Origin of the sequence: Pseudomonas sp. BIC9C, from assembly GCF_034541995.1 — a bacterium.
Lineage (GTDB): Bacteria > Pseudomonadota > Gammaproteobacteria > Pseudomonadales > Pseudomonadaceae > Aquipseudomonas > Aquipseudomonas fluorescens_CC.
The window spans coordinates 292,831-315,801 of record NZ_JAWDGM010000001.1 but is presented as its reverse complement, the minus strand read 5'-3'; the positions used below and the strand labels follow the sequence as shown (position 1 = coordinate 315,801).

At 60.7% G+C, this 22,971-nt stretch carries 20 protein-coding genes; 5 read left to right on the top strand and 15 right to left on the bottom strand.

Features of this window, described 5'->3' with window-relative positions:
* Positions 1 to 110 precede the first annotated feature (110 nt).
* The 10 genes from RS887_RS01515 to ccoN (RS887_RS01470) form a co-directional block, all read right to left on the bottom strand.
* Positions 111 to 650, bottom strand: a complete 540-nt coding sequence (locus tag RS887_RS01515; RefSeq protein WP_322614129.1) for a FixH family protein — start codon at positions 648 to 650, stop codon at positions 111 to 113.
* Between the two features lie 11 nt (positions 651 to 661).
* A complete protein-coding gene (gene ccoG / locus RS887_RS01510) occupies positions 662 to 2,077 on the bottom strand; it encodes a cytochrome c oxidase accessory protein CcoG (protein WP_322614128.1) in 1,416 nt (471 codons plus the stop codon).
* Between the two features lie 418 nt (positions 2,078 to 2,495).
* On the bottom strand, positions 2,496 to 3,473 hold the full coding sequence (ccoP, locus tag RS887_RS01505) for a cytochrome-c oxidase, cbb3-type subunit III (protein ID WP_008017952.1): 978 nt from the start codon (positions 3,471 to 3,473) through the stop codon (positions 2,496 to 2,498).
* Positions 3,470 to 3,655, bottom strand: coding sequence for a CcoQ/FixQ family Cbb3-type cytochrome c oxidase assembly chaperone (locus RS887_RS01500; RefSeq protein WP_003175465.1), 186 nt, complete (start codon positions 3,653 to 3,655; stop codon positions 3,470 to 3,472). Before RS887_RS01500 ends, ccoP (RS887_RS01505) begins: the two co-directional genes overlap by 4 nt.
* A 5-nt stretch (positions 3,656 to 3,660) precedes the next feature.
* Positions 3,661 to 4,269: a cytochrome-c oxidase, cbb3-type subunit II gene (gene ccoO / locus RS887_RS01495; RefSeq protein WP_007905434.1), complete on the bottom strand. Its 609-nt coding sequence runs from the start codon at positions 4,267 to 4,269 to the stop codon at positions 3,661 to 3,663.
* On the bottom strand, positions 4,269 to 5,708 hold the full coding sequence (ccoN, locus tag RS887_RS01490; RefSeq protein WP_322614127.1) for a cytochrome-c oxidase, cbb3-type subunit I: 1,440 nt from the start codon (positions 5,706 to 5,708) through the stop codon (positions 4,269 to 4,271). Before ccoN (RS887_RS01490) ends, ccoO (RS887_RS01495) begins: the two co-directional genes overlap by 1 nt.
* 482 nt (positions 5,709 to 6,190) lie before the next feature.
* Positions 6,191 to 7,144, bottom strand: a complete 954-nt coding sequence (gene ccoP / locus RS887_RS01485; RefSeq protein ID WP_322614126.1) for a cytochrome-c oxidase, cbb3-type subunit III — start codon at positions 7,142 to 7,144, stop codon at positions 6,191 to 6,193.
* Positions 7,141 to 7,338, bottom strand: a complete 198-nt coding sequence (locus RS887_RS01480) for a CcoQ/FixQ family Cbb3-type cytochrome c oxidase assembly chaperone (RefSeq protein WP_322614125.1) — start codon at positions 7,336 to 7,338, stop codon at positions 7,141 to 7,143. The genes ccoP (RS887_RS01485) and RS887_RS01480 overlap by 4 nt, the downstream gene beginning before the upstream one ends.
* Before the next feature lie 3 nt (positions 7,339 to 7,341).
* Positions 7,342 to 7,950, bottom strand: a complete 609-nt coding sequence (gene ccoO, locus RS887_RS01475) for a cytochrome-c oxidase, cbb3-type subunit II (protein WP_322614124.1) — start codon at positions 7,948 to 7,950, stop codon at positions 7,342 to 7,344.
* 10 nt (positions 7,951 to 7,960) lie between these two features.
* Positions 7,961 to 9,385, bottom strand: a complete 1,425-nt coding sequence (gene ccoN / locus RS887_RS01470; protein WP_322614123.1) for a cytochrome-c oxidase, cbb3-type subunit I — start codon at positions 9,383 to 9,385, stop codon at positions 7,961 to 7,963.
* A 94-nt stretch (positions 9,386 to 9,479) separates the two neighbouring features.
* On the opposite strand from ccoN (RS887_RS01470), the gene RS887_RS01465 reads away from it, so the two are divergent.
* The gene (locus RS887_RS01465; RefSeq protein ID WP_322614122.1) at positions 9,480 to 10,157 is read left to right on the top strand and encodes an alpha/beta family hydrolase; all 678 of its coding nucleotides are present in this window, start codon (positions 9,480 to 9,482) and stop codon (positions 10,155 to 10,157) included.
* A 204-nt stretch (positions 10,158 to 10,361) separates the two neighbouring features.
* Here the strand turns inward: RS887_RS01465 and RS887_RS01460 are convergent, their stop codons facing one another.
* The 3 genes from RS887_RS01460 to acnA form a co-directional block, all read right to left on the bottom strand.
* On the bottom strand, positions 10,362 to 11,927 hold the full coding sequence (locus RS887_RS01460) for a PAS domain-containing methyl-accepting chemotaxis protein (protein WP_322614121.1): 1,566 nt from the start codon (positions 11,925 to 11,927) through the stop codon (positions 10,362 to 10,364).
* A gap of 104 nt (positions 11,928 to 12,031) precedes the next feature.
* Positions 12,032 to 12,823 (bottom strand): CPBP family intramembrane glutamic endopeptidase, encoded by a 792-nt coding sequence (locus tag RS887_RS01455; RefSeq protein WP_322614120.1) that lies wholly within the window; start codon positions 12,821 to 12,823, stop codon positions 12,032 to 12,034.
* A 252-nt stretch (positions 12,824 to 13,075) separates the two neighbouring features.
* Positions 13,076 to 15,817: an aconitate hydratase AcnA gene (gene acnA / locus RS887_RS01450; RefSeq protein ID WP_322614119.1), complete on the bottom strand. Its 2,742-nt coding sequence runs from the start codon at positions 15,815 to 15,817 to the stop codon at positions 13,076 to 13,078.
* A 223-nt stretch (positions 15,818 to 16,040) separates the two neighbouring features.
* On the opposite strand from acnA, the gene rlmM reads away from it, so the two are divergent.
* Positions 16,041 to 17,114: a 23S rRNA (cytidine(2498)-2'-O)-methyltransferase RlmM gene (gene rlmM / locus RS887_RS01445; RefSeq protein WP_322614118.1), complete on the top strand. Its 1,074-nt coding sequence runs from the start codon at positions 16,041 to 16,043 to the stop codon at positions 17,112 to 17,114.
* 196 nt (positions 17,115 to 17,310) lie between these two features.
* Positions 17,311 to 17,562 carry a sulfurtransferase TusA gene (gene tusA, locus RS887_RS01440; protein WP_322614117.1) on the top strand — a complete coding sequence of 84 codons (252 nt, stop codon included), beginning with the start codon at positions 17,311 to 17,313 and terminating at the stop codon, positions 17,560 to 17,562.
* A gap of 48 nt (positions 17,563 to 17,610) precedes the next feature.
* Here tusA and RS887_RS01435 read toward each other — a convergent pair whose 3' ends face one another.
* Positions 17,611 to 19,011, bottom strand: coding sequence for an MATE family efflux transporter (locus RS887_RS01435; protein ID WP_322614116.1), 1,401 nt, complete (start codon positions 19,009 to 19,011; stop codon positions 17,611 to 17,613).
* A gap of 255 nt (positions 19,012 to 19,266) precedes the next feature.
* Between RS887_RS01435 and pdxB the strand changes: the two genes are divergently transcribed.
* On the top strand, positions 19,267 to 20,409 hold the full coding sequence (gene pdxB / locus RS887_RS01430) for a 4-phosphoerythronate dehydrogenase PdxB (protein WP_322614115.1): 1,143 nt from the start codon (positions 19,267 to 19,269) through the stop codon (positions 20,407 to 20,409).
* A gap of 262 nt (positions 20,410 to 20,671) precedes the next feature.
* Here pdxB and RS887_RS01425 read toward each other — a convergent pair whose 3' ends face one another.
* Positions 20,672 to 20,851 (bottom strand): PA1571 family protein, encoded by a 180-nt coding sequence (locus tag RS887_RS01425; protein WP_322614114.1) that lies wholly within the window; start codon positions 20,849 to 20,851, stop codon positions 20,672 to 20,674.
* Positions 20,852 to 21,102: 251 nt separating this feature from the next.
* Here RS887_RS01425 and RS887_RS01420 point away from each other — a divergent pair, with 251 nt between their 5' ends.
* Complete coding sequence (locus RS887_RS01420; RefSeq protein WP_322615243.1) at positions 21,103 to 22,890, top strand: ABC transporter transmembrane domain-containing protein; 1,788 nt, start codon at positions 21,103 to 21,105, stop codon at positions 22,888 to 22,890.
* Positions 22,891 to 22,971: the final 81 nt, after the last annotated feature.

Genomic DNA, 22,971 nt, shown 5'->3' with positions numbered 1-22,971 from the left:
TCTTCGCGGGCAAGTCCGCTCCCACAGTGACTGGCGGTGTCCAGCAATTTTGCGAACAATGCAAAACCCTGTGGGAGCGGGCTTGCCCGCGAATGCGCGAAGCGCAGCTTTTACTTCTTCAGGTCTTCGGCGCCTTGCAGCGGTTCGTCGCCCAGCAGCAGATCCTTGTCATGACTGACCGGTTCCTCTTCGAACATGCGCCAGATGTGCTCATCCTGAGTACCGAGCAATTCGACAAAACGCCGACCTTCGATCTTGTCGCTCAACTGGCCAATGTAGCGGCCCTGTTCGGTTTCGCTGCGGGTCAGGGTGATCTTGCGATCCTTCTCCGGCTGGGTCGGCGAGATCAGGTTCAGCTCCAGGGTCTTGGGCTGGCTCTCGCCGCTCAGGCGCAGGTCAACTTCGCCGGTCAAGTCATCGAGATGAACGCTGGCGCGCATGTTCAGGGTCTGGGCCAGCAGCTCACGGTCGAGGGAGCGGTTGATGCCTTTGCCGGCCTCGTAGTAGTTGTCGTTGACCAGGTTGTCCGGGTTGTTCACCGCGATGGTCACCATGGACAAGGTCAGGGTCACCGAGCAGGCCAGGATCCCGATGATGATCCATGGCCAGAGGTGCTTGTACCAGGGACTTGCGGCAGTTGCAGCGGGCATGTTCAGTTCTCTCAACGATTTTGTGGGCCGATGAACCGGCTCTTGGCTTCAATGTGGATGCTGTCGTCATCGGCATCCTTGAGGACGAATTTCACCTCGTTGGTGCTCGACGGCAGTTTTTCCGGTGCGACAGACAGCTCCGCAGGCTGGCTGACGATCTCGCCGGCCGCGACCTTGATCTCGCGCCGGCCCTGCAATTTGAGATCCGGCAGGCCAGCGGCTTCGAGCACGTAGGTATGGTCGCGCTGGTCCTTGTTCATGATTTTCAGGCTGTAGACGTTTTCGATCCGGCCTTCGGCGTTCTCGCGGTACAGCACGCGGTCCTTGCTGACATCGAAACCCACCAGCGAGCGCATGAAGAACGCGGTCACCAGCAAGCTGATCATCGCCAGCAGCACCACGGCATAGCCGATCAGCCGCGGGCGCAGTTTATGGGTTTTCTGCCCGGACAGGTTGTGCTCGGTGGTGTAGCTGATCAACCCGCGCGGGTATTCCATCTTGTCCATGATGGCGTCGCAGGCATCGATGCAGGCGGCGCAACCGATGCATTCGATTTGCAGGCCGTCGCGGATGTCGATACCGGTCGGGCAGACCTGGACGCACATGGTGCAGTCGATGCAGTCACCCAGGCCCTGGGCCTTGTAGTCGATACCTTTCTTGCGCGGACCACGGCCTTCGCCACGACGCGGGTCGTAGGAAACGATCAGGGTGTCCTTGTCGAACATCACGCTCTGGAAGCGTGCGTACGGGCACATGTAGATGCACACCTGTTCGCGCAACCAGCCGGCATTGCCGTAGGTGGCGAGGGTGAAGAAACCGACCCAGAAGTATGACCAGCCATCCGCTTCACCGATAAAGAAGTCGATGGTCAATTCACGAATCGGCGAGAAGTAGCCGACGAAGGTCATGCCGGTGACGAAGCCGATCAACAGCCACATGACGTGTTTGCTGAATTTGCGCAGGAACTTGTTGGCGTTCATCGGCGCCTTGTCGAGCTTGATGCGCTGGTTGCGGTCGCCTTCGGTGACCTTTTCGCACCACATGAAAATCCAGGTCCAGACGCTCTGCGGGCAGGTGTAGCCGCACCAGACCCGGCCAGCATAGACCGTGATGAAGAACAGGCCGAATGCGGCGATGATCAACATGCCCGACAGCAGGATGAAGTCCTGGGGCCAGAAGGTGGCGCCGAAAATGAAGAACTTGCGCTCCGGCAGGTTCCACCAGACAGCCTGATGACCGCCCCAGTTCAGCCACACAGTGCCGAAATACAGCAGGAACAACACGGCACCGCCGGTCATGCGCAGGTTGCGGAACAGGCCGGTGAAGGCGCGGGTGTAGATTTTTTCTCTGGAGGCGTAGAGGTCGACGCTGTTGTTCGCGTTCTTGTTGGGTGGAGTGATGTCGTGTACCGGAATCTGGTTGCTCATCATTGCATCCCACGGCAGTGGAAAAATGCCTCGGTCAGTACGTGCCGACCGGGGTCAAAAAGGGGTGTTGCAGTGGCTCAATGATACGCCTGTCGCTCTGGCCTGCGGGTGCGACCTTTGGTCACGTTTGGCAAAATCAATTGATGGTGTAATGACTTGAATCAATTGACTTGGGAATTATGGACGAGTTTTCGGGGTGGAGTGCTGATCCCTTGTAGGCGCTGCCGAAGGCTGCGATCTTTTGATCTTGGCTTCTTCACGCAGATGAACTGCGGTGTGGATGTAAAAAAACAAGATCAAAAGATCGCAGCCTTCGGCAGCTCCTACAGGTTTCGATCAATGGGATATCGTGATCCAAACAAAACGGCCCCGCCAATTCACATTGGCGGGGCCGTTTTTATTGCTTCAAGCGTTTGCCTTACTGGGCGTCCGCTGCCTTCTCACCGTGAGACAGGCTGTAGACGTAAGCGGCCAGCAGGTGAACCTTGTCGTTGCCTTGCAACTGTTCTTGCGCAGGCATCTGGCCCTGACGGCCGTAACGGATGGTCTGCTGCAGTTGAGCGAAGCTCGAACCGTAGATGAACGCGGCAGGGTGAGTCAGGTCGGGTGCGCCCATCGCTGGCGTGCCTTTGCCTTCCGGACCGTGGCACGCCACGCAGTTGGTGGCGAACAGTTTCTGCCCGGCAACCGGGTCGGCCTTGGTGCCTTCCGGCAGCTTGCGGCCATCGAGGTTGGTCAGGACAAACGCGGCCACGTCGGCCACGCCTTGCTCGCCAATCACTTCAGCCCACGCAGGCATCACGGCATGACGGCCGCCCATGATGGTGGTCTTGATGGTTTGCGGCTCGCCGCCCCAGCGCCAGTCGGCGTCGGTCAGGTTAGGGAAGCCATAGGCGCCCTTGGCATCGGAACCATGGCAAACCGAGCAGTTGGAGGCGAACAGGCGGCCACCCATCTTCAGGGCTTGCGGGTCCTTGGCCACTTCTTCGATTGGCATGGCCGCGAACTTGGCGAAGATCGGACCGAACTTGGCGTCCGACCTGGCCATTTCCTTTTCCCACTCGTGAACGCCGGTCCAGCCGGTCTGGCCGTTGGCGAACGGGGTCTGCTTCTCGTTGTCGAGGTAGCCGTAACCCGGCAGCAGGCCTTTCCAGTTACCCAGGCCCGGATACAGCGCCAGGTAGCCCAATGCGAAGATGATGGTGCCCACGAACAGCATGAACCACCATTTCGGCAGCGGGTTGTCGTACTCCTCGATCCCGTCGAAGGAGTGCCCGACTGTCTCGTCCGTCTGTTCTGCGCGCTGGCCCTTGCGGGTCGACAGCAGCAGCCAGGTCAGGGAAAAGATCGTACCGAGACTGAGGACTGTGACGTACAGACTCCAGAATGTAGTCATTCTTTGTTACTCCTAGAAGCTTGCTCGACGTGCTTGATGGCTTCGGGATCATCCGCGAAAGGCAGCAAGGTCGCGTCTTCAAACTCCGACTTGCGCTTGGGACTGAACACCCAAAGGGCCAGTCCGATAAAGGCCACCATCACAACGACGGTGCCCAGGCCACGAATCATCCCGATATCCATTTAGATCACCGTTTGCTTTTGATGATGGTGCCCAGGCCTTGCAGATAGGCCACCAGCGCGTCCATTTCGGTTTTGCCCTTCACGGCATCCTTCGCACCGGCGATGTCTTCGTCGGTGTAAGGGACGCCGAGGGTGCGCAAGACTTCCATTTTCTTCGCAGTGTCTTTGCCGTCGAGCTTGTTTTCCACGAGGAACGGGTAGGCCGGCATTTTCGACTCAGGCACTACGTTGCGCGGGTTGTACAAATGCGCACGCTGCCAGTCATCGGAGTAACGACCGCCGACACGGGCCAGGTCCGGACCGGTACGCTTGGAACCCCACAGGAACGGGTGGTCCCAGACGCTTTCACCGGCGACCGAGTAGTGGCCGTAGCGTTCGGTCTCGGCGCGGAACGGACGGATCATCTGCGAGTGGCAGCCGACACAACCGTTGGCGATATAAACGTCCCGGCCTTCCAGTTCAAGGGCGGTGCGAGGCTTCATGCCCTCGACCGGCTTGTTGGTGACATCCTGGAAAAACAGCGGAACGATCTGGGTCAGGCCGCCGACGCTGACGGCGATGACCATGAAGAAGGCCAGCAGGCCAATATTCTTCTCGACTGCTTCATGCTTCATCAGTGAGCTCCAACTACGATCTTTTCGGCGGCTTGGGCTTCTGCCGGGTTCGAGGCGCGTACGGTACGGAAAACGTTGTAGGCCATGAACAGCATGCCGGTGGCGAAGAACGCACCGCCCAGGGCGCGAACGATGAAGCCAGGGTGGCTGGCTTGCAGCGCTTCGACGAACGAGTAGGTGAGGGTGCCGTCATCGTTGATTGCACGCCACATCAGGCCCTGGGTGATGCCGTTGACCCACATCGACGCGATGTAGAGCACGGTACCGATGGTCGCGAGCCAGAAGTGCGTGTTGATCAGGCCGGTGCTGTGCATCTGCGTACGACCGAACAGTTTCGGGATCATGTGGTAGATGGCGCCGATCGAGATCATCGCCACCCAGCCCAGAGCGCCGGCGTGTACGTGGCCGATGGTCCAGTCGGTGTAGTGCGAGAGCGAGTTGACGGTCTTGATCGCCATCATCGGGCCTTCGAAGGTCGACATGCCGTAGAACGCCAGGGACACCACCAGGAAACGCAGGATCGGGTCGGTGCGCAGCTTATGCCAGGCGCCCGACAGGGTCATCATGCCGTTGATCATGCCGCCCCAGCTCGGCGCCAGCAGGATGATCGACATGGCCATGCCCAGGGACTGCGCCCAGTCCGGCAGTGCGGTGTAGTGCAGGTGGTGCGGACCGGCCCAGATGTACAGGGTGATCAGCGCCCAGAAGTGCACGATCGACAGGCGATAGGAGTAGATCGGACGCTCGGCCTGTTTCGGCACGAAGTAGTACATCATCCCCAGGAAGCCGGTGGTCAGGAAGAAGCCTACGGCGTTGTGGCCGTACCACCACTGGATCATCGCGTCCGTCGCACCCGAGTAGGCCGAGTAGGACTTGAACAGGCTGACCGGCAGCGACATGTGGTTGACGATGTGCAGCATCGCGGTCACGACAATGAACGCACCGTAGAACCAGTTACCCACATAGATGTGCTTGGTCTTGCGCTTGACGATGGTGCCGAAGAACACCAGACCGTAGGTGACCCAGACAATGGCCAGCAGAATAGCCAGGGGCCATTCCAGTTCCGCGTATTCCTTGGTGGTGGTGAAACCCATCGGCAAGGTAATGATCGCGCCGACAATCACCGCTTGCCATCCCCAGAAGGTGAAGGCGGCGAGGCTGTCGGAAATCAGTCGCGTTTGGCAGGTTCGCTGCACGACGTAATAAGAAGTGGCAAACAGTGCACATCCACCGAAGGCGAAAATCACCAGGTTGGTGTGCAACGGGCGTAAGCGTCCAAAAGTCGTCCACGGCAGACCGAAGTTCAATTCCGGCCATACGAGCTGTGAGGCGATGAAGACACCGAGCCCCATGCCAAGGATCCCCCAGACCACCGTCATGATGGCGAACTGGCGGACTACCTTATAGTTATAAGCAGTCGGACTGATTGCTGTGCTCATTCTAAGGTTCCACGGTTTGGGTGTTTTATTAGGATTGAAAATCGGCCGCAAGTATGGAGAAAGCAGGGGGTCATTGCAACGCGCCATGACCTGGGTCAATGCTTTCAAATGCTGATTCTGCGGCCTTTCCATGCGCCGCGTAGGGACAAAAATACCCGTGGGCAAAACGTCCCGTCGGACTGATCAGGCGAGGGGGTCAGGTCGGATGTAACGAGGTGTGTTCAAACGCAACGTTTGGCTGACCGAAGGCAACTGGCGCGACAGCCGGTATCTACCAGCCTTTGCGGCCTGTCATCGGGCAGATTCGTCGAACACATCGTTCAGGGTCGACCTGGAACCGGCAACGGCCAGTCCGCATCGGGGGAAGCTTAGACTCGAATCCGGGGTTCCGAAAGAAAGTCTGTGCGAGGGTGCGACAATGGGTCGCAAAGGGGCAGGGAACTGCCGCATCCGGGAGAATGCGGCAGCAGAGCGGTCGGGATTTATTCGCGGTTGTCTTCAGCCTGTAGGTGCTCGGTATTCAAACCGTGGGACAGGCTGTACACATACGCGGCCAGCAATTGCACCTTATCGTTGCCGAGCAGTTCGTTTTGCGCCGGCATATGGCCCTGGCGACCATGACGAATCGTTTGTTCGAGCTGCGTCAGGCTGGTGCCATAAATGAAGCCGGTCGGGTGCGTCAGGTTCGGCGCGCCCATGGCTGCAGTGCCCTGGCCGTTTGCCCCGTGACAGGCGACGCAGGTGGTACTGAATGCTTGCTGTCCGGCCTGCAGGTCGGCTTTGCTGTCGGCAGGTAACGGCAGGCCGGCCAGACCATGGCGCACATAAGCGGCGACGTTTTTCACGCCTTCTTCCCCCAGGACTTCACCCCAGGCCGGCATCGCCGCCATCCGGCCACCCATGATGGTGGTCTTGATGGTTTCTGCACTGCCGCCCCAGCGCCAGTCGCTGTCGGTCAGGTTGGGGAAGCCGAACGCACCCTTGGCATCCGAGCCGTGGCACACCGAGCAGTTGGAGGCAAACAGGCGGCCGCCCATTTTCAGCGCCTGTGGGTCCTTGGCCACTTCTTCCACGGGCATCGCCGCGAACCTGGCGAAGATCGGCCCGAACTTCGCGTCAGCCTTGGCCATTTCCTTTTCCCACTCGTGCACGCCGGTCCAGCCGTTTTCATAGCCGGGGAGGATGCCTTTCCAGTTGCCCAGGCCGGGATAGAGGATCAGGTAGCCGACCGCAAACACCAGGGTGCCGGCGAACAGCATGAACCACCATTGCGGCAACGGGTTGTCGTATTCCTCGATGCCGTCGAAGCTGTGGCCCATGGTCTGGTCGACGCTGCCCTTGGTTTCACCCTTGCGGGTGCCGATCAGCAACCAGGTCAGGCCGATCAGGCTGCCGATGGTCAGTACGCAGATCCACGTACTCCAGAAGGTGGTCATGGCCGGGTACTCCTTGTTGCTGATTCTTCGGTGATGTCGGGTTGTGGCTCGTCGGCGAACGGCAGCAGGCGCGCTTCGGCGAATGCCGGACCGCGCTTGCCGTTGAACACCCACAGGGTCAGGCCGACGAAGGCGATGAAGACAATGACGGTGCCCAAGCCACGGATCATTCCAGTGCTCATCTCAACAACCATGGCTCACCTCTTGCTCTTGATGGCAGTGCCGAGCACTTGCAGGTAGGCGACCAGCGCATCCATCTCGCTCTTGCCCTTGAGCGAAGCGACGGCGCCGGTGATGTCCTCGTCGGTGTACGGCACGCCCAGGGTACGCATGGCGCGCAGCTTGGTTTCGGTGTGGCTGCTGTCGAGCTGATTGGCCACCAGCCACGGGTAGGCCGGCATCTTCGACTCCGGTACGACGTTGCGTGGGTTGTACAAGTGCGCGCGGTGCCAGTCATCCGAGTAACGCCCGCCGACCCGTGCCAGGTCCGGTCCGGTGCGTTTCGAGCCCCACAGGAACGGGTGATCCCAAACGCTTTCACCGGCCACCGAGTAGTGCCCGTAGCGCTCGGTCTCGGCGCGGAACGGGCGGATCATCTGTGAGTGGCAGCCGACGCAGCCTTCGCGGATATAGAGGTCGCGACCTTCCAGTTGCAGCGCGGTGTAGGGCTTCATGCCTTCCACCGGTTTGTTGGTCACGTCCTGGAAGAACAGCGGGACGATCTGGGTCAGGCCGCCGATGCTCACGGCCAGGATCATCAGCAACAGCAACAGGCCGACGTTTTTCTCGATAGTTTCGTGTTTCATGGCGGACTCCTCAGGCCATCTGCGCGGCAGCGGCGACTTCGGCAGGCTGCGAGGCCCGCACGGTACGCCAGGTGTTGTAGGCCATCAGCAACATGCCGCTGAGGAAGATCGCACCACCCACCAGCCGCACGACGAAGCCTGGATGGCTGGCCACCAGGGTCTCGACGAAGGAGTAAGTCAGCGTGCCGTCCTCGTTCACCGCACGCCACATCAGGCCCTGGGCGATACCGTTGACCCACATCGAGGCGATGTACAGAACGGTGCCGATAGTGGCGAGCCAGAAGTGCGCGTTGATCAGGCCGATGCTGTGCATCTGCTCGCGTCCGAAGACTTTCGGGATCATGTGGTACAGCGCGCCGATGGAGATCATCGCCACCCAGCCGAGCGCGCCGGCGTGTACGTGGCCGATGGTCCAGTCGGTGTAGTGCGAGAGGGCGTTGACCGTCTTGATCGCCATCATCGGCCCTTCGAAGGTCGACATGCCGTAGAACGCCAGCGACACCACGAGGAAGCGCAGGATCGGGTCGCTGCGCAACTTATGCCAGGCGCCCGACAGGGTCATCATGCCGTTGATCATCCCGCCCCAGCTCGGTGCCAGCAGGATCAGCGACATCACCATGCCCAGCGACTGCGCCCAGTCCGGCAGCGCGGTGTAGTGCAAGTGGTGCGGACCGGCCCAGATGTACAGGGTGATCAGCGCCCAGAAGTGCACGATCGACAGGCGATAGGAATACACCGGGCGCTCGGCCTGTTTCGGCACGAAGTAGTACATCATCCCGAGGAAGCCGGCGGTGAGGAAAAAGCCTACGGCGTTGTGGCCGTACCACCATTGCACCATCGCATCGGTGGCACCGGAGTACAGTGAGTAGGACTTGGTGAAGCTGACCGGCAGTTCCATGTTGTTGACAATGTGCAGGATCGCCACGGTGATGATGAACGCACCGAAGAACCAGTTACCGACATAAATGTGTTTGGTCTTGCGCTGCATGATCGTGCCGAAGAACACGATGGCGTAGGCGACCCAGACGATGGTGATCAGGATGTCGATCGGCCATTCCAGCTCGGCGTATTCCTTGGAACTGGTGTAGCCCAAGGGCAGGCTGATGGCCGCCAGGAGAATGACAAGCTGCCAGCCCCAGAAACAGAACGCGGCGATTTTCGGCGCAAACAGCTGGGTCTGGCAGGTGCGTTGCACCGAGTAGAACGAACTGGCGAACAGTGCGCAGCCGCCGAAGGCGAAGATCACCGCGTTGGTGTGCAGCGGGCGCAAGCGGCCGAAGCTGGTCCACGGCAAATTGAAGTTGAGTTCGGGCCAGACCAACTGGGCAGCGAGAAAAACCCCGAGCCCCATGCCGACGATGCCCCACACCACCGTCATAATGGCGAATTGGCGGACCACCTTGTAGTTGTAGGCGGTACTGATAGAAGTGTTCATGGTTCCCCATCCACGGTTCAGCCGAAGTGAGCGCGCAGCGCAAGGCAGTGCACCCTTCGGCCGGAGTTATAGGCAGACTGAAAGCGAGGCAAGCATGGACAAAGGGCACAAGGCCGGTATTGACGGGGATCAATGGGCGCAGTGCGTGCGGGATCATGGATGGTTGTGGAATGCCGCGACTGGCAAGGCTGTGGCGACGCTGATCCTCGCCCACGGCGCCGGCGCACCGATGGACAGCGACTGGATGAGCGACATGGCTGCACGCCTCGCCGTTCAAGGCGTCAACGTATTGCGCTTCGAGTTTCCGTACATGGCGCAGCGGCGCATCGACGGCGGCAAGCGCCCGCCTAATCCGGCGCCGAAACTGCTGGAATGCTGGCGCGAGGTGCATGCCCAAGTGCGACGCCATGTCACTGGGTCGCTGGCCATGGGCGGCAAGTCCATGGGCGGGCGGATGGCCAGTCTGCTGGCCGATGAGTTGGGGGCGGATGCGCTGGTGTGCCTGGGCTATCCGTTTTATGCGGTGGGTAAACCGGAGAAACCAAGGGTCGAGCATTTGGCTGGGCTGAAGACACGGACCCTGATCGTGCAGGGCGAACGCGATGCACTGGGCAATCGTGAGGCGGTCGAGGGGTATGCGCTATCGCCGAGCATTGAGTTGTTGTGGCTGGCGGCGGGGGATCATGACTTGAAGCCGTTGAAGGCTTCGGGGTTTAGCCATGAGCAGCATTTGGCGGCTGCGGCGCAGAAGGTGGCTGCATTTCTTCAGTGAGATTCTCGCCTGCAAACAGGGCCTCTTCGCGGGCAAGCCCGCTCCCACAGTGATCTGCGGTGTGGTTTGATTTTGTGATCCATGCAAAAACCTGTGGGAGCGGGCTTGCCCGCGATGGCGGCCTCACAGGCAATATACTTTTCAGATTGGTAACAAAAAAACCGGAAGCTTTCGCCGTCCGGGTTTTTTGCTTTTCGACTGCTATCAGCGGTTAAACCGCTCCACCAGCGAATACTGGGTGTTGGCCGTCTTGGTCAATTCTTCACTCAGCAATGCCGAGTTCTGCGCCTGTTCCGAGGTCTGGTCCGCCAGCGCCGAGATGTTGCTGATGTTGCGGCTGATTTCTTCGGCCACGGCGCTTTGCTCTTCGGTCGCGGCCGCGATCTGGGTGGTCATGTCGGTAATGTTGGCCACCGCTTCGCTGATCCCCACCAGTGCCTGGTCCGCTTCCAGAACCCGCGCCACGCCTTCTTCCGCCTGGCGATGCCCGGCTTCCATGGTCTGCACGGCCGTGCCGGCGGTTTGCTGGAGCTTGGCGATCAGCGCATGAATCTGCCCGGTGGACTCGCTGGTGCGTTGCGCCAGCTGACGGACTTCGTCGGCCACCACCGCAAAACCACGACCCATCTCGCCGGCACGGGCCGCTTCGATGGCGGCGTTCAGGGCCAGCAGGTTGGTCTGGTCGGCGATGCCTTTGATCACATCGACCACGCCGCCGATTTCGTTGCTGTCCTTGGCCAGTTGGGTCACGGTCACGCCGGTTTCACCGACCACCACCGACAGGCGCTGGATGGCTTCGCGGGTTTCCCCGGCAATGTCACGACCACGACCGGTCAGGCGATTGGCTTCCTGGGTAGCGTCAGCGGTGCGTTGCACGTGGCTGGCGACTTCCTGGGTGGTCGCGGCCATCTGGTTGACCGCGGTGGCCACTTGCTCGGTTTCGACGCGTTGACGTTCCAGGCCGCTGGAGCTGTTGTGCGCCAGGGTATCGGACTGTCTGGCCTGGTCGGTCAGGTGTTCGGCCGTGTCCTGCAGGCGTGTCAGGCAGGTTTTCAGGCGTGCTTCCTGACTGAGGATGGACATTTCCAGGCGCGCCTGGGCGCCGCGACTGTCGGTGTACATCTGCGCGATCAACGGATCGGAGGTCGTCTGCTCGGCCAGGCGCAGCAAGCGCTTGAGGCCACGTTGTTGCCACTGAAGGCCCATCAGGCCCAGCGGCACCGAGAGCCCGGCAGCCAGGGCGAACCCCCAATGGGAGTTCAGCGACGCTCCGATCATGAAGCTTAATTGGCTGACCAGAATGAACGGCAGCCAGTCCTGCAGGATCGGCAACCATTTATCCGAGGAGGGAACGGCCGACTTGCCCTGGTTGATGCGTTGGTAGAGCGCTTCGGCGCGGCGGATCTGTTCGGCGCTGGGCTTGACCCGCACCGACTCGTAACCGATCACCTGATTGCCTTCGAAGATCGGTGTCACATAGGCGTTCACCCAGTAATGATCACCGGTCTTGCAGCGATTCTTGACAATGCCCATCCATGGCAAGCCTAGTTTCAGTGTGCCCCACATGTGAGCGAACACCGCAGCCGGCACGTCAGGGTGACGGACCAGGTTGTGCGGTGCACGGATCAGTTCCTCTCGGGAAAACCCGCTGATTTCGACGAATGCGTCGTTACAGTAGGTGATCATGCCTTTGGCATCGGTGGTGGAAATCAACCGTTGCTGAGCCGGGAAGGTCCGCTCGCGTTGTGTAATGGGCTGGTTGTTACGCATGGTTTTTTAATCCGCAAGGCTTTCAAGTGCTGTATCGGCAAGGCCGGCGGAGAGTTGAGATTATTTTTCGATAATCAGTATTGCGTCGCAAAATGACCGTTGCGTCAGCCGGCGAGCATCGGATAGGTGAACAGGCCGAAATGCAGCAGGTTCAAGCCAAAGTGGCTGGCAATGGCGGCGCCCAGCCCGCCGAACCGGTAGGCCAGGCCATAGCCCACACCGGCCAGCGTTGCCAGCAACACCCATTGCCATCCCGCACCGGCATGGGCCAGGCCGAAGACCAGCGAAGCCAGCAGCAGGGCGAGGTTTTCACCGTAGGGCCGGCTTTTCAGGCACCAGCTCAGGCCGCCCTGGATATAGCCACGAAACAGCGCTTCCTCGACCAGGGTCACCAGCAACAGATTGTTCAGCAACCACAGCCAGGCCTGATCCGGCCATTTCGGCGCCCAAGCGACAACGCCCAGCAACAGCGCGCCGCCCAATGCCAGCACGGCGCTCAAGGTCAGTGCCAGTGTGGTTGCATACAGCGATAGCCGAAGCGAACGGCGGCCGACAATCCACGGGCAAACCAGCAACAGCCAGAAGCCGATCAGCGGTTTGTCCAGATTCAGGTGCATCGCGAACAACGCGGCGTTGTCGGTGAAACGCTGGGGATCGATACCGCGACCGTTGTAGAAGCCGGGAAGCCAATGTGTCGCCAGGGCCAGAGCCAGGACGATGAACAGTCCGTGGCCGAGATAGCGGACAAAAGGAATTTCGCGCTGGCGAACCGCCGCACCGGCGGCCAGTAACAGGAATACCGAGATTGCAGAGAGCCAACCGAGATGGCCGTAAGTCAGCGCCAGTCCATAGCCGAAGGAAAGCAGGGCCAGAAACATCCATGGCAGGGCAGTCATTTGAAGTCCTTAAAGATGAAGAGCTTTGTGGCGAGGGAGCTTGCTCCCGCTCGACTGCGAAGCAGTCGTAAATCCATAGCTGGCGGTGTGCTTGATAAAACCGGGTCGCAAGGTACTGGGGCCGCTTCGCAGCCCAACGGGAGCAAGCTCCCTCGCCACAGGTATGGGGGGTGTCTGAGGGCTGCAATTATAAGCAGAGCCTCAACAAAAACACCGCCCGAAGGCGGTGTCTGTTTGTGTATCCCTCGTCAGTTACGAAGCAATCAACTGCCGCAACACGTAGTGAAGAATCCCTCCGGACTTGAAGTACTCCACTTCATTCAAGGTATCGATCCGACACAACACTTCGATCTTCTCGCGGCTGCCGTCTTCGCGAGTGATGACCAGGTTCAGGTTCATCCGTGGCGTCAGTTCGACGCCGGTCAAGCCGAGGATGTCCAGGGTTTCACTGCCATTGAGGTTCAGGCTCTTGCGGTTCTGATCCAGCTTGAATTGCAACGGCAGCACGCCCATGCCCACCAGGTTGGAACGGTGAATCCGTTCGAAGCTTTCGGCGATGACCGCTTTCACCCCCAGCAGGTTGGTGCCTTTGGCCGCCCAGTCGCGACTCGATCCGGTACCGTACTCCTGGCCGGCGATCACCACCAGCGGCGTGCCCGAAGCCTGATAACGCATGGCGGCGTCGTAGATCGGCATTTTCTCCCCGGTGGGTATGTAGCGGGTGTTGCCGCCTTCCTCGCCGCCGAGCATTTCGTTGCGTATGCGGATGTTGGCGAAGGTGCCGCGCATCATCACTTCATGGTTGCCACGCCGTGAGCCGTAGGAGTTGAAGTCCCGCGGCTCCACGCCTTTGTCGCGCAGGTATTGCCCGGCCGGACTGTCGGCCTTGATGTTGCCGGCGGGGGAGATGTGGTCTGTGGTCACCGAGTCGCCGAGCAGTGCCAGGACGCGCGCACCGTTGACATCCCTGACCACTGGCGGTGGACCGCCGATGTCGTCGAAGTACGGTGGATGCTGGATGTAGGTCGAGTCGTCCTGCCAGACATAGGTCGCCGCTTGCGGGACTTCGATCGCCTGCCATTGCGCGTCACCGGCAAACACTTCGGCGTATTCCTTGTGGAACATCGCGGTGTTGACCTGATTCACCGCGTCGGCAATTTCTTTACTGCTTGGCCAGATGTCCCGCAGGTAAACCGGTTTGCCGTCCTTGTCATTGCCCAACGGCTCGCGGCTGAGGTCGGTGCGTACCGTGCCAGCCAACGCATAGGCCACCACCAGCGGCGGCGAGGCCAGCCAGTTGGTTTTCACCAGCGGATGGACCCGGCCTTCGAAGTTGCGGTTACCCGACAGCACCGAGGCCACGGTCAGGTCGGCTTGCTGGATGGCTTTTTCGATGGGCTCCGACAGCGGCCCGGAGTTGCCGATGCAGGTGGTGCAGCCATAGCCGACCAAGGCGAAGCCCAATTCATCGAGGTATTGGGTCAGGCCGGCCGCCTTGTAGTAGTCGGTGACCACTTTCGAGCCCGGTGCCAGCGAGCTCTTCACCCAAGGCTTGCGTTTCAGGCCTTTTTCCACGGCTTTCTTCGCCACCAGCCCGGCCGCCATCATCACGCTCGGGTTGGAGGTGTTGGTGCAGGAGGTGATGGCGGCAATCACCACCGCGCCGTTTTTCAGGCGATAGGTCTGGCCTTCGTGGTGGTAATCCGCTTCACCGGCCAGATCGGCGTTGCCGACCGCAACGCCGCCACCGCCTTCACTTTCCAGGCGACCTACGTCCTTGCTGGTGGGTTTGAATTGCTGGTCGATGAAGTCACTGAAGGCTTGGGCGACATTCGGCAGCGACACCCGGTCCTGCGGGCGTTTCGGCCCCGCGAGGCTGGCTTCGACGCTGCCCATGTCCAGCGCCAGGCTGTCGGTGAACGCCGGTTCCTGGCCGGGCAGGCGCCACAAGCCTTGAGCCTTGCTGTAGGCCTCGACCAGTTGCACCGTCTCGAGGGGGCGGCCGGACAGGCGCAGGTATTCCAGCGTTACCTCGTCCACCGGGAAGAAACCGCAGGTGGCACCGTATTCCGGAGCCATGTTGGCGATGGTCGCGCGGTCGGCCAGCGGCAGGTCGGCGAGGCCGTCGCCGTAGAACTCGACGAATTTGCCCACCACGCCTTTCTTGCGCAGCATCTGGGTGACGGTCAGCACCAGGTCGGTGGCAGTGATGCCTTCCTTGAGTTTGCCGGTGAGTTTGAAACCGATCACCTCCGGAATCAGCATCGACACCGGTTGCCCGAGCATCGCCGCTTCCGCCTCGATCCCGCCGACGCCCCAGCCAAGCACGCCGAGGCCGTTGATCATGGTGGTGTGGGAGTCGGTGCCCACCAAGGTGTCGGGGAAGGCATAGGTGCGGCCGTCCTCGTCCTTGGTCCAGACCGTGCGGCCGAGGTATTCCAGGTTCACCTGGTGGCAGATGCCAGTGCCCGGCGGCACCACGCTGAAATTGTCGAAGGCACTCTGGCCCCAGCGCAGAAAGGCGTAACGCTCGCCATTGCGCTGCATTTCAATGTCGACGTTCTGTTCGAAGGCGCTGCTGCTGGCGAACTTGTCGACCATCACCGAGTGGTCGATCACCAGGTCCACCGGCGACAGCGGATTGATCCGTTGCGGGTCGCCGCCGGCCTTGGCCATCGCCGCACGCATGGCGGCCAGGTCGACCACCGCCGGTACACCGGTGAAGTCTTGCATCAGCACTCGAGCCGGGCGGAACTGGATTTCGCGGTCGGAGCGACGCTCCTTCAGCCACGCGGCCAGGGCCTTGAGGTCGGCGCCGGTGACGGTTTTTTCGTCCTCCCAGCGCAGCAGGTTTTCCAGCAGTACTTTCAACGACATCGGCAACTTGTCCAGCTCGCCCAGGCTCCTGGCGGCAGCGGGCAGGCTGAAGTAGTGGTAGGTCTTGTTGCCGACTTGCAGGGTTTTCAAAGTCTTCAGGCTATCGAGGGACGGCATTGCAATCACTCCTTTAAGTCCGCACGGCTGCGGACTGAGGGGACGGGCAGAGCATTAAACCTAGCCCTGTTTTAAGTAGCTGGCTAATAACCGGACTCTATCGATAAGTCCGAGGTTCTGAACTCGGCTATCATGCGCGGGTTTTAGTGACAGGCTTTGCTTCAACGCAAAGTCTGGGCATCGCGCAATGGCTGAACTTTCTCGTCATTGCCCAGGAGATTTGATGAACACCCTATTCATGCATTGCCGGCCGGGCTTCGAAGGTGAAGTCTGTTCCGAGATTTCCGACCTTGCCGCACGGCTGAACGTGGCCGGTTATGCCAAGGCCAAGGCCGCCACGGCTTGCGCCGAATTCGTCTGCACCGAAGAAGACGGCGCCGAGCGCCTGATGCGTGGGCAGCGTTTCGCCGAGCTGATCTTCCTGCGCCAGTGGGCCCGGGGGATTTTCATCGATCTGCCGGAAACCGACCGCATCAGCGTGATCCTCGATCATATGGTGGACTTTCCGCTGTGCGGCAGCCTGTGGCTGGAAATGGTCGACACCAACGACGGCAAGGAACTGTCGAACTTCTGCAAGAAATTCGAAGTGCACCTGCGCAAGGCGCTGATGGCTGCTGGCAAACTGGTGGAGGACGCGCACAAGCCGCGTCTGCTGCTGACCTTCAAAAGCGGCCGTGAAGTGTTCATGGGCCTGGCCGAGTCGAACAATTCGGCCATGTGGCCGATGGGCATTCCCCGTTTGAAGTTTCCGCGGGAGGCGCCGAGCCGCTCGACCCTGAAGCTGGAAGAGGCCTGGCACCACTTCATCCCGCGCGACCAGTGGGACGAGCGCCTGCACAGCGACATGACCGGCGTCGACCTGGGAGCCGCTCCCGGTGGCTGGACCTGGCAACTGGTCAACCGCGGCATGCTGGTGACCGCCATCGACAACGGCCCGATGGCCGAAAGCCTGATGGACACCGGTCTGGTGCAGCATCTGATGGCCGACGGTTTCACCTTCAAGCCCAAGCAGCCGGTGGACTGGATGGTCTGCGACATCGTCGAGAAGCCGGCGCGCAACGCGGCGATGCTGGAAGAGTGGATCGGTGACGGCCATTGCCGCGAGGCAGTGGTCAACCTCAAGCTGCCGATGAAACAGCGTTATGCCGAAGTGAAACGGTTGCTGGAGCGTATTGCCGATGGCTTCAAGGCACGGGGCATCAAGGTCGAGATCGGCTGCAAGCAGCTGTACCACGACCGCGAGGAAGTGACGTGCCATTTGCGTCGGCTGGATGTGAAGAAACCCAAGTCCCGCTGACACACACGGCCCCCTGTGGGAGCGGACTTGCTCGCGAAAGCGGTGTGTCAGCAGCGTTGATGTCGACTGACACGACGCCTTCGCGAGCAAGCCCGCTCCCACAGGTCAGTGGTAATCCCACCAGGGCGGCGTTTTGCCACAGATGACGTTGCACCCGGCAATGCGCGACAATGCCGGCCAGTTTCAGGAGTTAATCATGAGTGAAATGCTTGATACGCCGGTAGACGGCACCCTCGACGCCATCGGCCTCAACTGCCCCGAGCCGGTGATGATGCTGCACCAGCACATTCGTGACCTGGTGCCCGGCGGCCTGCTCAAGGTGATCGCCACCGACCCGTCGACCCGTCGCGACATTCCCAAGTTCTGCGTGTTTCTCGACCACGAACTGGTGGGGCAGCACGAGGAGGAGGGCACCTACCTCTACTGGATTCGCAAGAAGTCCGGCTGACGGCACTCAAAAAAAGACCTGCGAAAGCAGGTCTTTTTGTTTGTGCAATCAACCGGCCGAGCGGCTGTTACGAATCCGTTTGCGCGCACTGAGCGTCAGGCGGATCGACAGCATCAGCGCCGCACAGCTCAAGCCGGCAATCAGCCCTTCCCACAGCCCGCTCGGGCCGCTGGCCGGACCGAACCAGTCGGTCAGCCCCAGTACGTAACCGACCGGCAGGCCGATGCCCCAATAGGCGAACAGGGTCAGGATCATCGTCACCCGGGTGTCCTGGTATCCACGCAACGCGCCCGCGCAAATCACCTGGATGGCATCGGAAAACTGATACAGCGCGGCATAGACAATCAACATCGATGCAATCTGGATCACGTTCCTGTCAGGCGTGTAGATCGAGGCGATTGGCTCGCGCAGAAGCAGGATCAGGCTCGCCGAGAACGCCGCGAACACCAGTGCTGCGCCGAGCCCGACCTTCGCCGCGAAGCGCGCCTGCCAGGGATTGCCGGCCCCCAGTGCCTGACCCACCCTCACCGTTACCGCCATGCCCAGCGAGTAAGGAATCATGAACAGCAACGAGCTGATATTGAGAGCGATTTGATGCCCGGCCACCACGGTAGAGCCGAGACTGCCGATCAACAGGGCGATGACCGCGAAGATGCTGGACTCGGCGAAGACCGCGATACCGATCGGCAGGCCAATCCCGACCAGGCGCTTGATCACGGCCCATTTCGGACGGTCGAAGCGCACCAGCACACGGGTGCGGGCATAGAAGGGGGCCCAGAACGTCCAGCCGGCCATGCTCAACGCCATGAACCACATCACGATGCCGCTGGCCCAGCCGCAACCGACGCCGCCCAGGGCCGGGGCACCGAAATGGCCATAGATCAACGCATAGTTCAGCGGGATGTTTAACAGCAGGCCGCACAGGCCAATGACCATGCTCGGACGGGTTCGCCCCATGCCATCGCTGTAGCAGCGCAGTACGTAATAAAAAGCCATGCCCGGCAAGCCGAAGGCGATACCGTGCAGGTAACCCATGCTCGGATCGATCAATTGCGGATCGACTTTCATCCAGTGCAGGATCGGCTCGGCGCCGAGCAGCAGGCCACTGCCGATCAACCCGACACAGAGTGCGAGCCACAACGCCTGGCGCACCAGTGGCCCGATCTCGTCAAACTGCCCGGCGCCAAAACGTTGTGCGACCTTGGGTGTGGTGGCCAGCAGGACGCCGGACATCAACAGGTAGACCGGAATCCAGATCGAGTTGCCCAGGGCCACGGAGGCCAGGTCCCGTGGGCTGACGCGGCCGGCCATCACTGCATCGACGAAGCCCATGGCCGTGGTGGCCAGTTGCGCGATCATGATGGGCAGGGCCAGGCCGAGCAGGCCCTTGAGTTCCAGGCGAACCGGGGTCGTGCGTGGGGCGGCGGTAGTGTCAGTCACGGAATTCACAAGCGAAGCGTCCAGAGGTTTTGATGCGCAGGGCCGCGCATTCTACGCGTTGACGAATCGGTCAGGAAAAGACTGAGTTGGGTATTTGTAATCGCACCGCTCTCCCTGTAGGAGCGAGCTCGCTCGCGATGGATGTGAGGGCACCGCGTTCATTCAGGCAGCCCTCGTTATCGTTAACGCCCATCGCGAGCATGCTCGCTCCTACACAGGGACGCATTCTGCGCCTACACTGCCAACCCGCCAAAGGAGCCTGCCATGCTGATTGTTGCCGACGAAAATATCCCCCTGCTCGATGCTTTCTTTGAAGGTTTCGGTGAAATCCGCCGGATGCCGGGTCGCGCCATCGACCGTGCCACGGTCGAGCAGGCCGATGTGCTGCTGGTGCGTTCGGTGACCAACGTCAATCGCGCGCTGCTCGAAGGCAGCAAGGTGCGCTTTGTCGGCACGTGCACCATCGGCACCGATCATCTGGATCTGGATTACTTTCAGCAGGCCGGTATCACCTGGTCCAGCGCACCGGGCTGCAATGCCCGCGGCGTGGTCGACTATGTGCTCGGCAGCTTGCTGACCCTGGCCGAAATCGAAGGCGCCGACCTGACCCGGCGTACCTACGGTGTGGTCGGTGCCGGCGAAGTGGGCGGACGGCTGGTCAAGGTCCTGCAAGGCCTGGGCTGGAAGGTGCTGGTGTGCGATCCACCACGGCAAGCGGCTGAAGGCGGTGACTACGTCAGCCTCGAGCAGATCATCGAGGCCTGCGACGTCATCAGTCTGCACACGCCATTGACTAAACAGGGCCAGCAGTCGACCTGGCATTTGTTCGATGAAAAGCGTCTGAACCAACTCAGGTCCGGCACCTGGCTGATCAATGCCAGTCGCGGACCGGTGGTCAACAACGCGGCACTGCGCGATGTGCTGCTGGAGCGCGAAGACCTGCAAGCGGTCCTCGATGTCTGGGAAGGCGAGCCTGAAGTCGACGTGGCGCTTGCCGAACTGTGCGTGCTGGCGACGCCGCACATTGCCGGTTACAGCCTCGATGGCAGGCAGCGGGGGACCGCGCAGGTCTATCAGGCGTATTGCGACTTCTTCGGGCAACCGGCCCGCGTCAGCCTGAGCGATTTGCTGCCGGCACCGTGGCTGTCGCACGTGACCCTGAATGCGCAAAGCGACCCGGCCTGGGCGTTGGCAATGCTGTGCCGTGGCGTGTATGACCCGCGTCGTGACGACGCGGATTTCCGTCGCAGCCTTGTCGGCAGTGTCAGCGAGCAGCGTGCGGCATTCGATGGGCTGCGCAAGCAATACCCGTCGCGCCGTGAGATCGACGGGTTGCAGGTGCGGATCGAGGGGGACTCGGCTGAGTTGCAGAGGATTGTGGTGGCGTTGGGGGCGACGGCAATCTGATAGACCTCGGTGGCCCATTCGCGAGCAAGCCCGCTCCCACACTGGATCTTCATGCACCACAAATCCCCTGTAGGAGCGAGCCCTGCTCGCGATGGTCGTCAACGATGACGTGGGAAACCTGACACCCCGTGGTGCTCTCAGGTACATCGCGAGCATTCGAGCGTCGACCGGCTGCTCCTACAGAGAGGGGGTAATTGCCGTTTTTTTTTGGCAATAAAAAACCCGGCCAACAATGGGCCGGGTCAAGAAGACGGTGGCTATATCACTCTTGTTCGGCAGGCTTGACCAATCGCTTTTCCAGTTCGCGGCAAGCGGACTGGATCATCTCTTCAGTGATCGGTACTTCGCGACCCTGCTCGTCAATAATCGAGCAACCCAGAGACTGGTCTGGTTGCGTGCGGATCACTTGAATCTTGTCATCGCTGCTGTGTTGCAAGGACATGGCCTGTCTCCTCATCAGGTTGTGTGCTTACTGTAGAGCCTCCAGGTGACCGGGCTATGACAACTCCCTGCGATCTTTCCGGGGGGACAGAACCAGTCCACCAGAAATGCCACCGCGTGGCTAGCCGAACTTTAGACCAATAGCGTCTAGCCTCTAGTGTTGGCGGACATAATTAACCTGACTCATTGTGATTTGCAGCGAGCCACCCCATTGAGCGGTGTAGGCTGACTCTATTGACTGCTTTGTTCTGGATGAATGCGATGCTCTCTGCCCGTCACCGCCGTGCCTTTCGCCTGGCCAGTCGTTTCATCGCGCCCTATCGCTGGCAGGCCTTCGGCGCCTTGCTGGCGTTGATCGTCACCGCTGGCATTACCTTGTCCATGGGGCAGGGTATTCGCCTGCTGGTGGACAAGGGGTTCATGACCCAGTCACCGCATCTGCTCAATCAATCCATCACTCTGTTCATGTTGCTGGTCCTGGGGCTGGCGATCGGTACGTTTGTACGGTTTTACCTGGTGTCGTGGATCGGCGAGCGCTGCGTCGCCGACATCCGGCGTCAGGTGTTCAATCATCTGATTTATCTGCACCCCGGGTTTTACGAAGACAATCGCAGTTCCGAAATCCAGTCCCGCCTGACCGCCGATACCACGCTGCTGCAGTCGGTCATCGGTTCTTCGCTGTCGTTGTTCTTGCGCAATCTGTTGATGGTGATCGGCGGGATCGTCCTGTTGTTCATCACCAACCCCAAGCTCACCAGCATCGTGGTGGTGGCCTTGCCCCTGGTGATCGCGCCGATCCTGATCTTCGGACGCCGGGTGCGCAACCTCTCGCGCCTGAGTCAGGACCGGATTGCCGATATCGGCAGTTATGTGTCGGAAACCCTTGGCCAGATCAAGACCGTGCAGGCCTACAACCATCAGGCCCAGGACGAGGGACGGTTTGCCGTGACGGTGGAGGAGGCCTTCAACACCGCGCGCAAGCGTATCTTCCAGCGGGCGTGGCTGATCACCCTGGTGATCGTCCTGGTATTGGGTGCGGTCGGGGTGATGCTCTGGGTGGGCGGCATGGACGTTATCGCCGGGCGAATTTCCGCCGGCGAACTGGCGGCGTTCGTGTTCTACAGCCTGATCGTCGGCAGTGCGTTCGGCACCTTGAGCGAGGTGATCGGCGAATTGCAGCGGGCGGCCGGCGCGGCCGAACGGATTGCCGAGTTGCTGCGTTCGGAAAACATCATTCTGCCACCGGTGTCCGGCACGGTGACACTGCCGGAACGGGTCGACGGCCGCCTGCAATTGCAGAATGTACGGTTTTCCTACCCGTCGCGGCCGGAAAGTTATGCTGTCGACGGCTTGAACCTGAGCGTCAATGCCGGTGAGACATTGGCGCTGGTCGGGCCATCAGGGGCCGGCAAGTCGACGGTGTATGACTTGCTGCTGCGCTTTTACGACCCGGCCGAGGGACGCATCCTGCTCGATGGCGTGCCCTTGACTCAACTCGATCCACTGGATCTGCGCCGCTGCTTCGCCCTGGTGTCACAAACCCCGGCGCTGTTTTTCGGCAGCATTGAAGAAAACATTCGCTATGGCAATCCGAAGGCGACTTCGGCCGAGGTGCAGGAAGCGGCAAAAATCGCTTACGCCCATGACTTTATCGAAGCCATGCCCAACGGTTACCAGACGCATCTGGGGGATGGGGGGCTCGGCTTGTCCGGCGGCCAGCGCCAACGACTGGCCATTGCCCGCGCGTTGCTGGTGGACGCCCCGATCCTGCTCCTCGACGAAGCCACCAGCGCCCTCGACGCCCAGAGCGAACACCTGATCCAGCAGGCGTTGCCGAGCTTGATGAAAAACCGTACCACCCTGGTGATTGCCCATCGTTTGGCCACGGTGAAAAACGCCGACCGAATCGCGGTGATGGATCAGGGGAAACTGGTGGCGGTGGGGACGCATCAGGAGCTGATTGCCAGCAATGCGTTGTATGCGCGGTTGGCGGCGTTGCAGTTCAGTGATGGATTGATTAACGCTGGGGAACTCTTGTAAGAGCGAGCCTGCTCGCGATGGTCGTCAACGATGACGCGGGATGCCTGACACCCAGCGGCACTCTAATGTCCATCGCGAGCC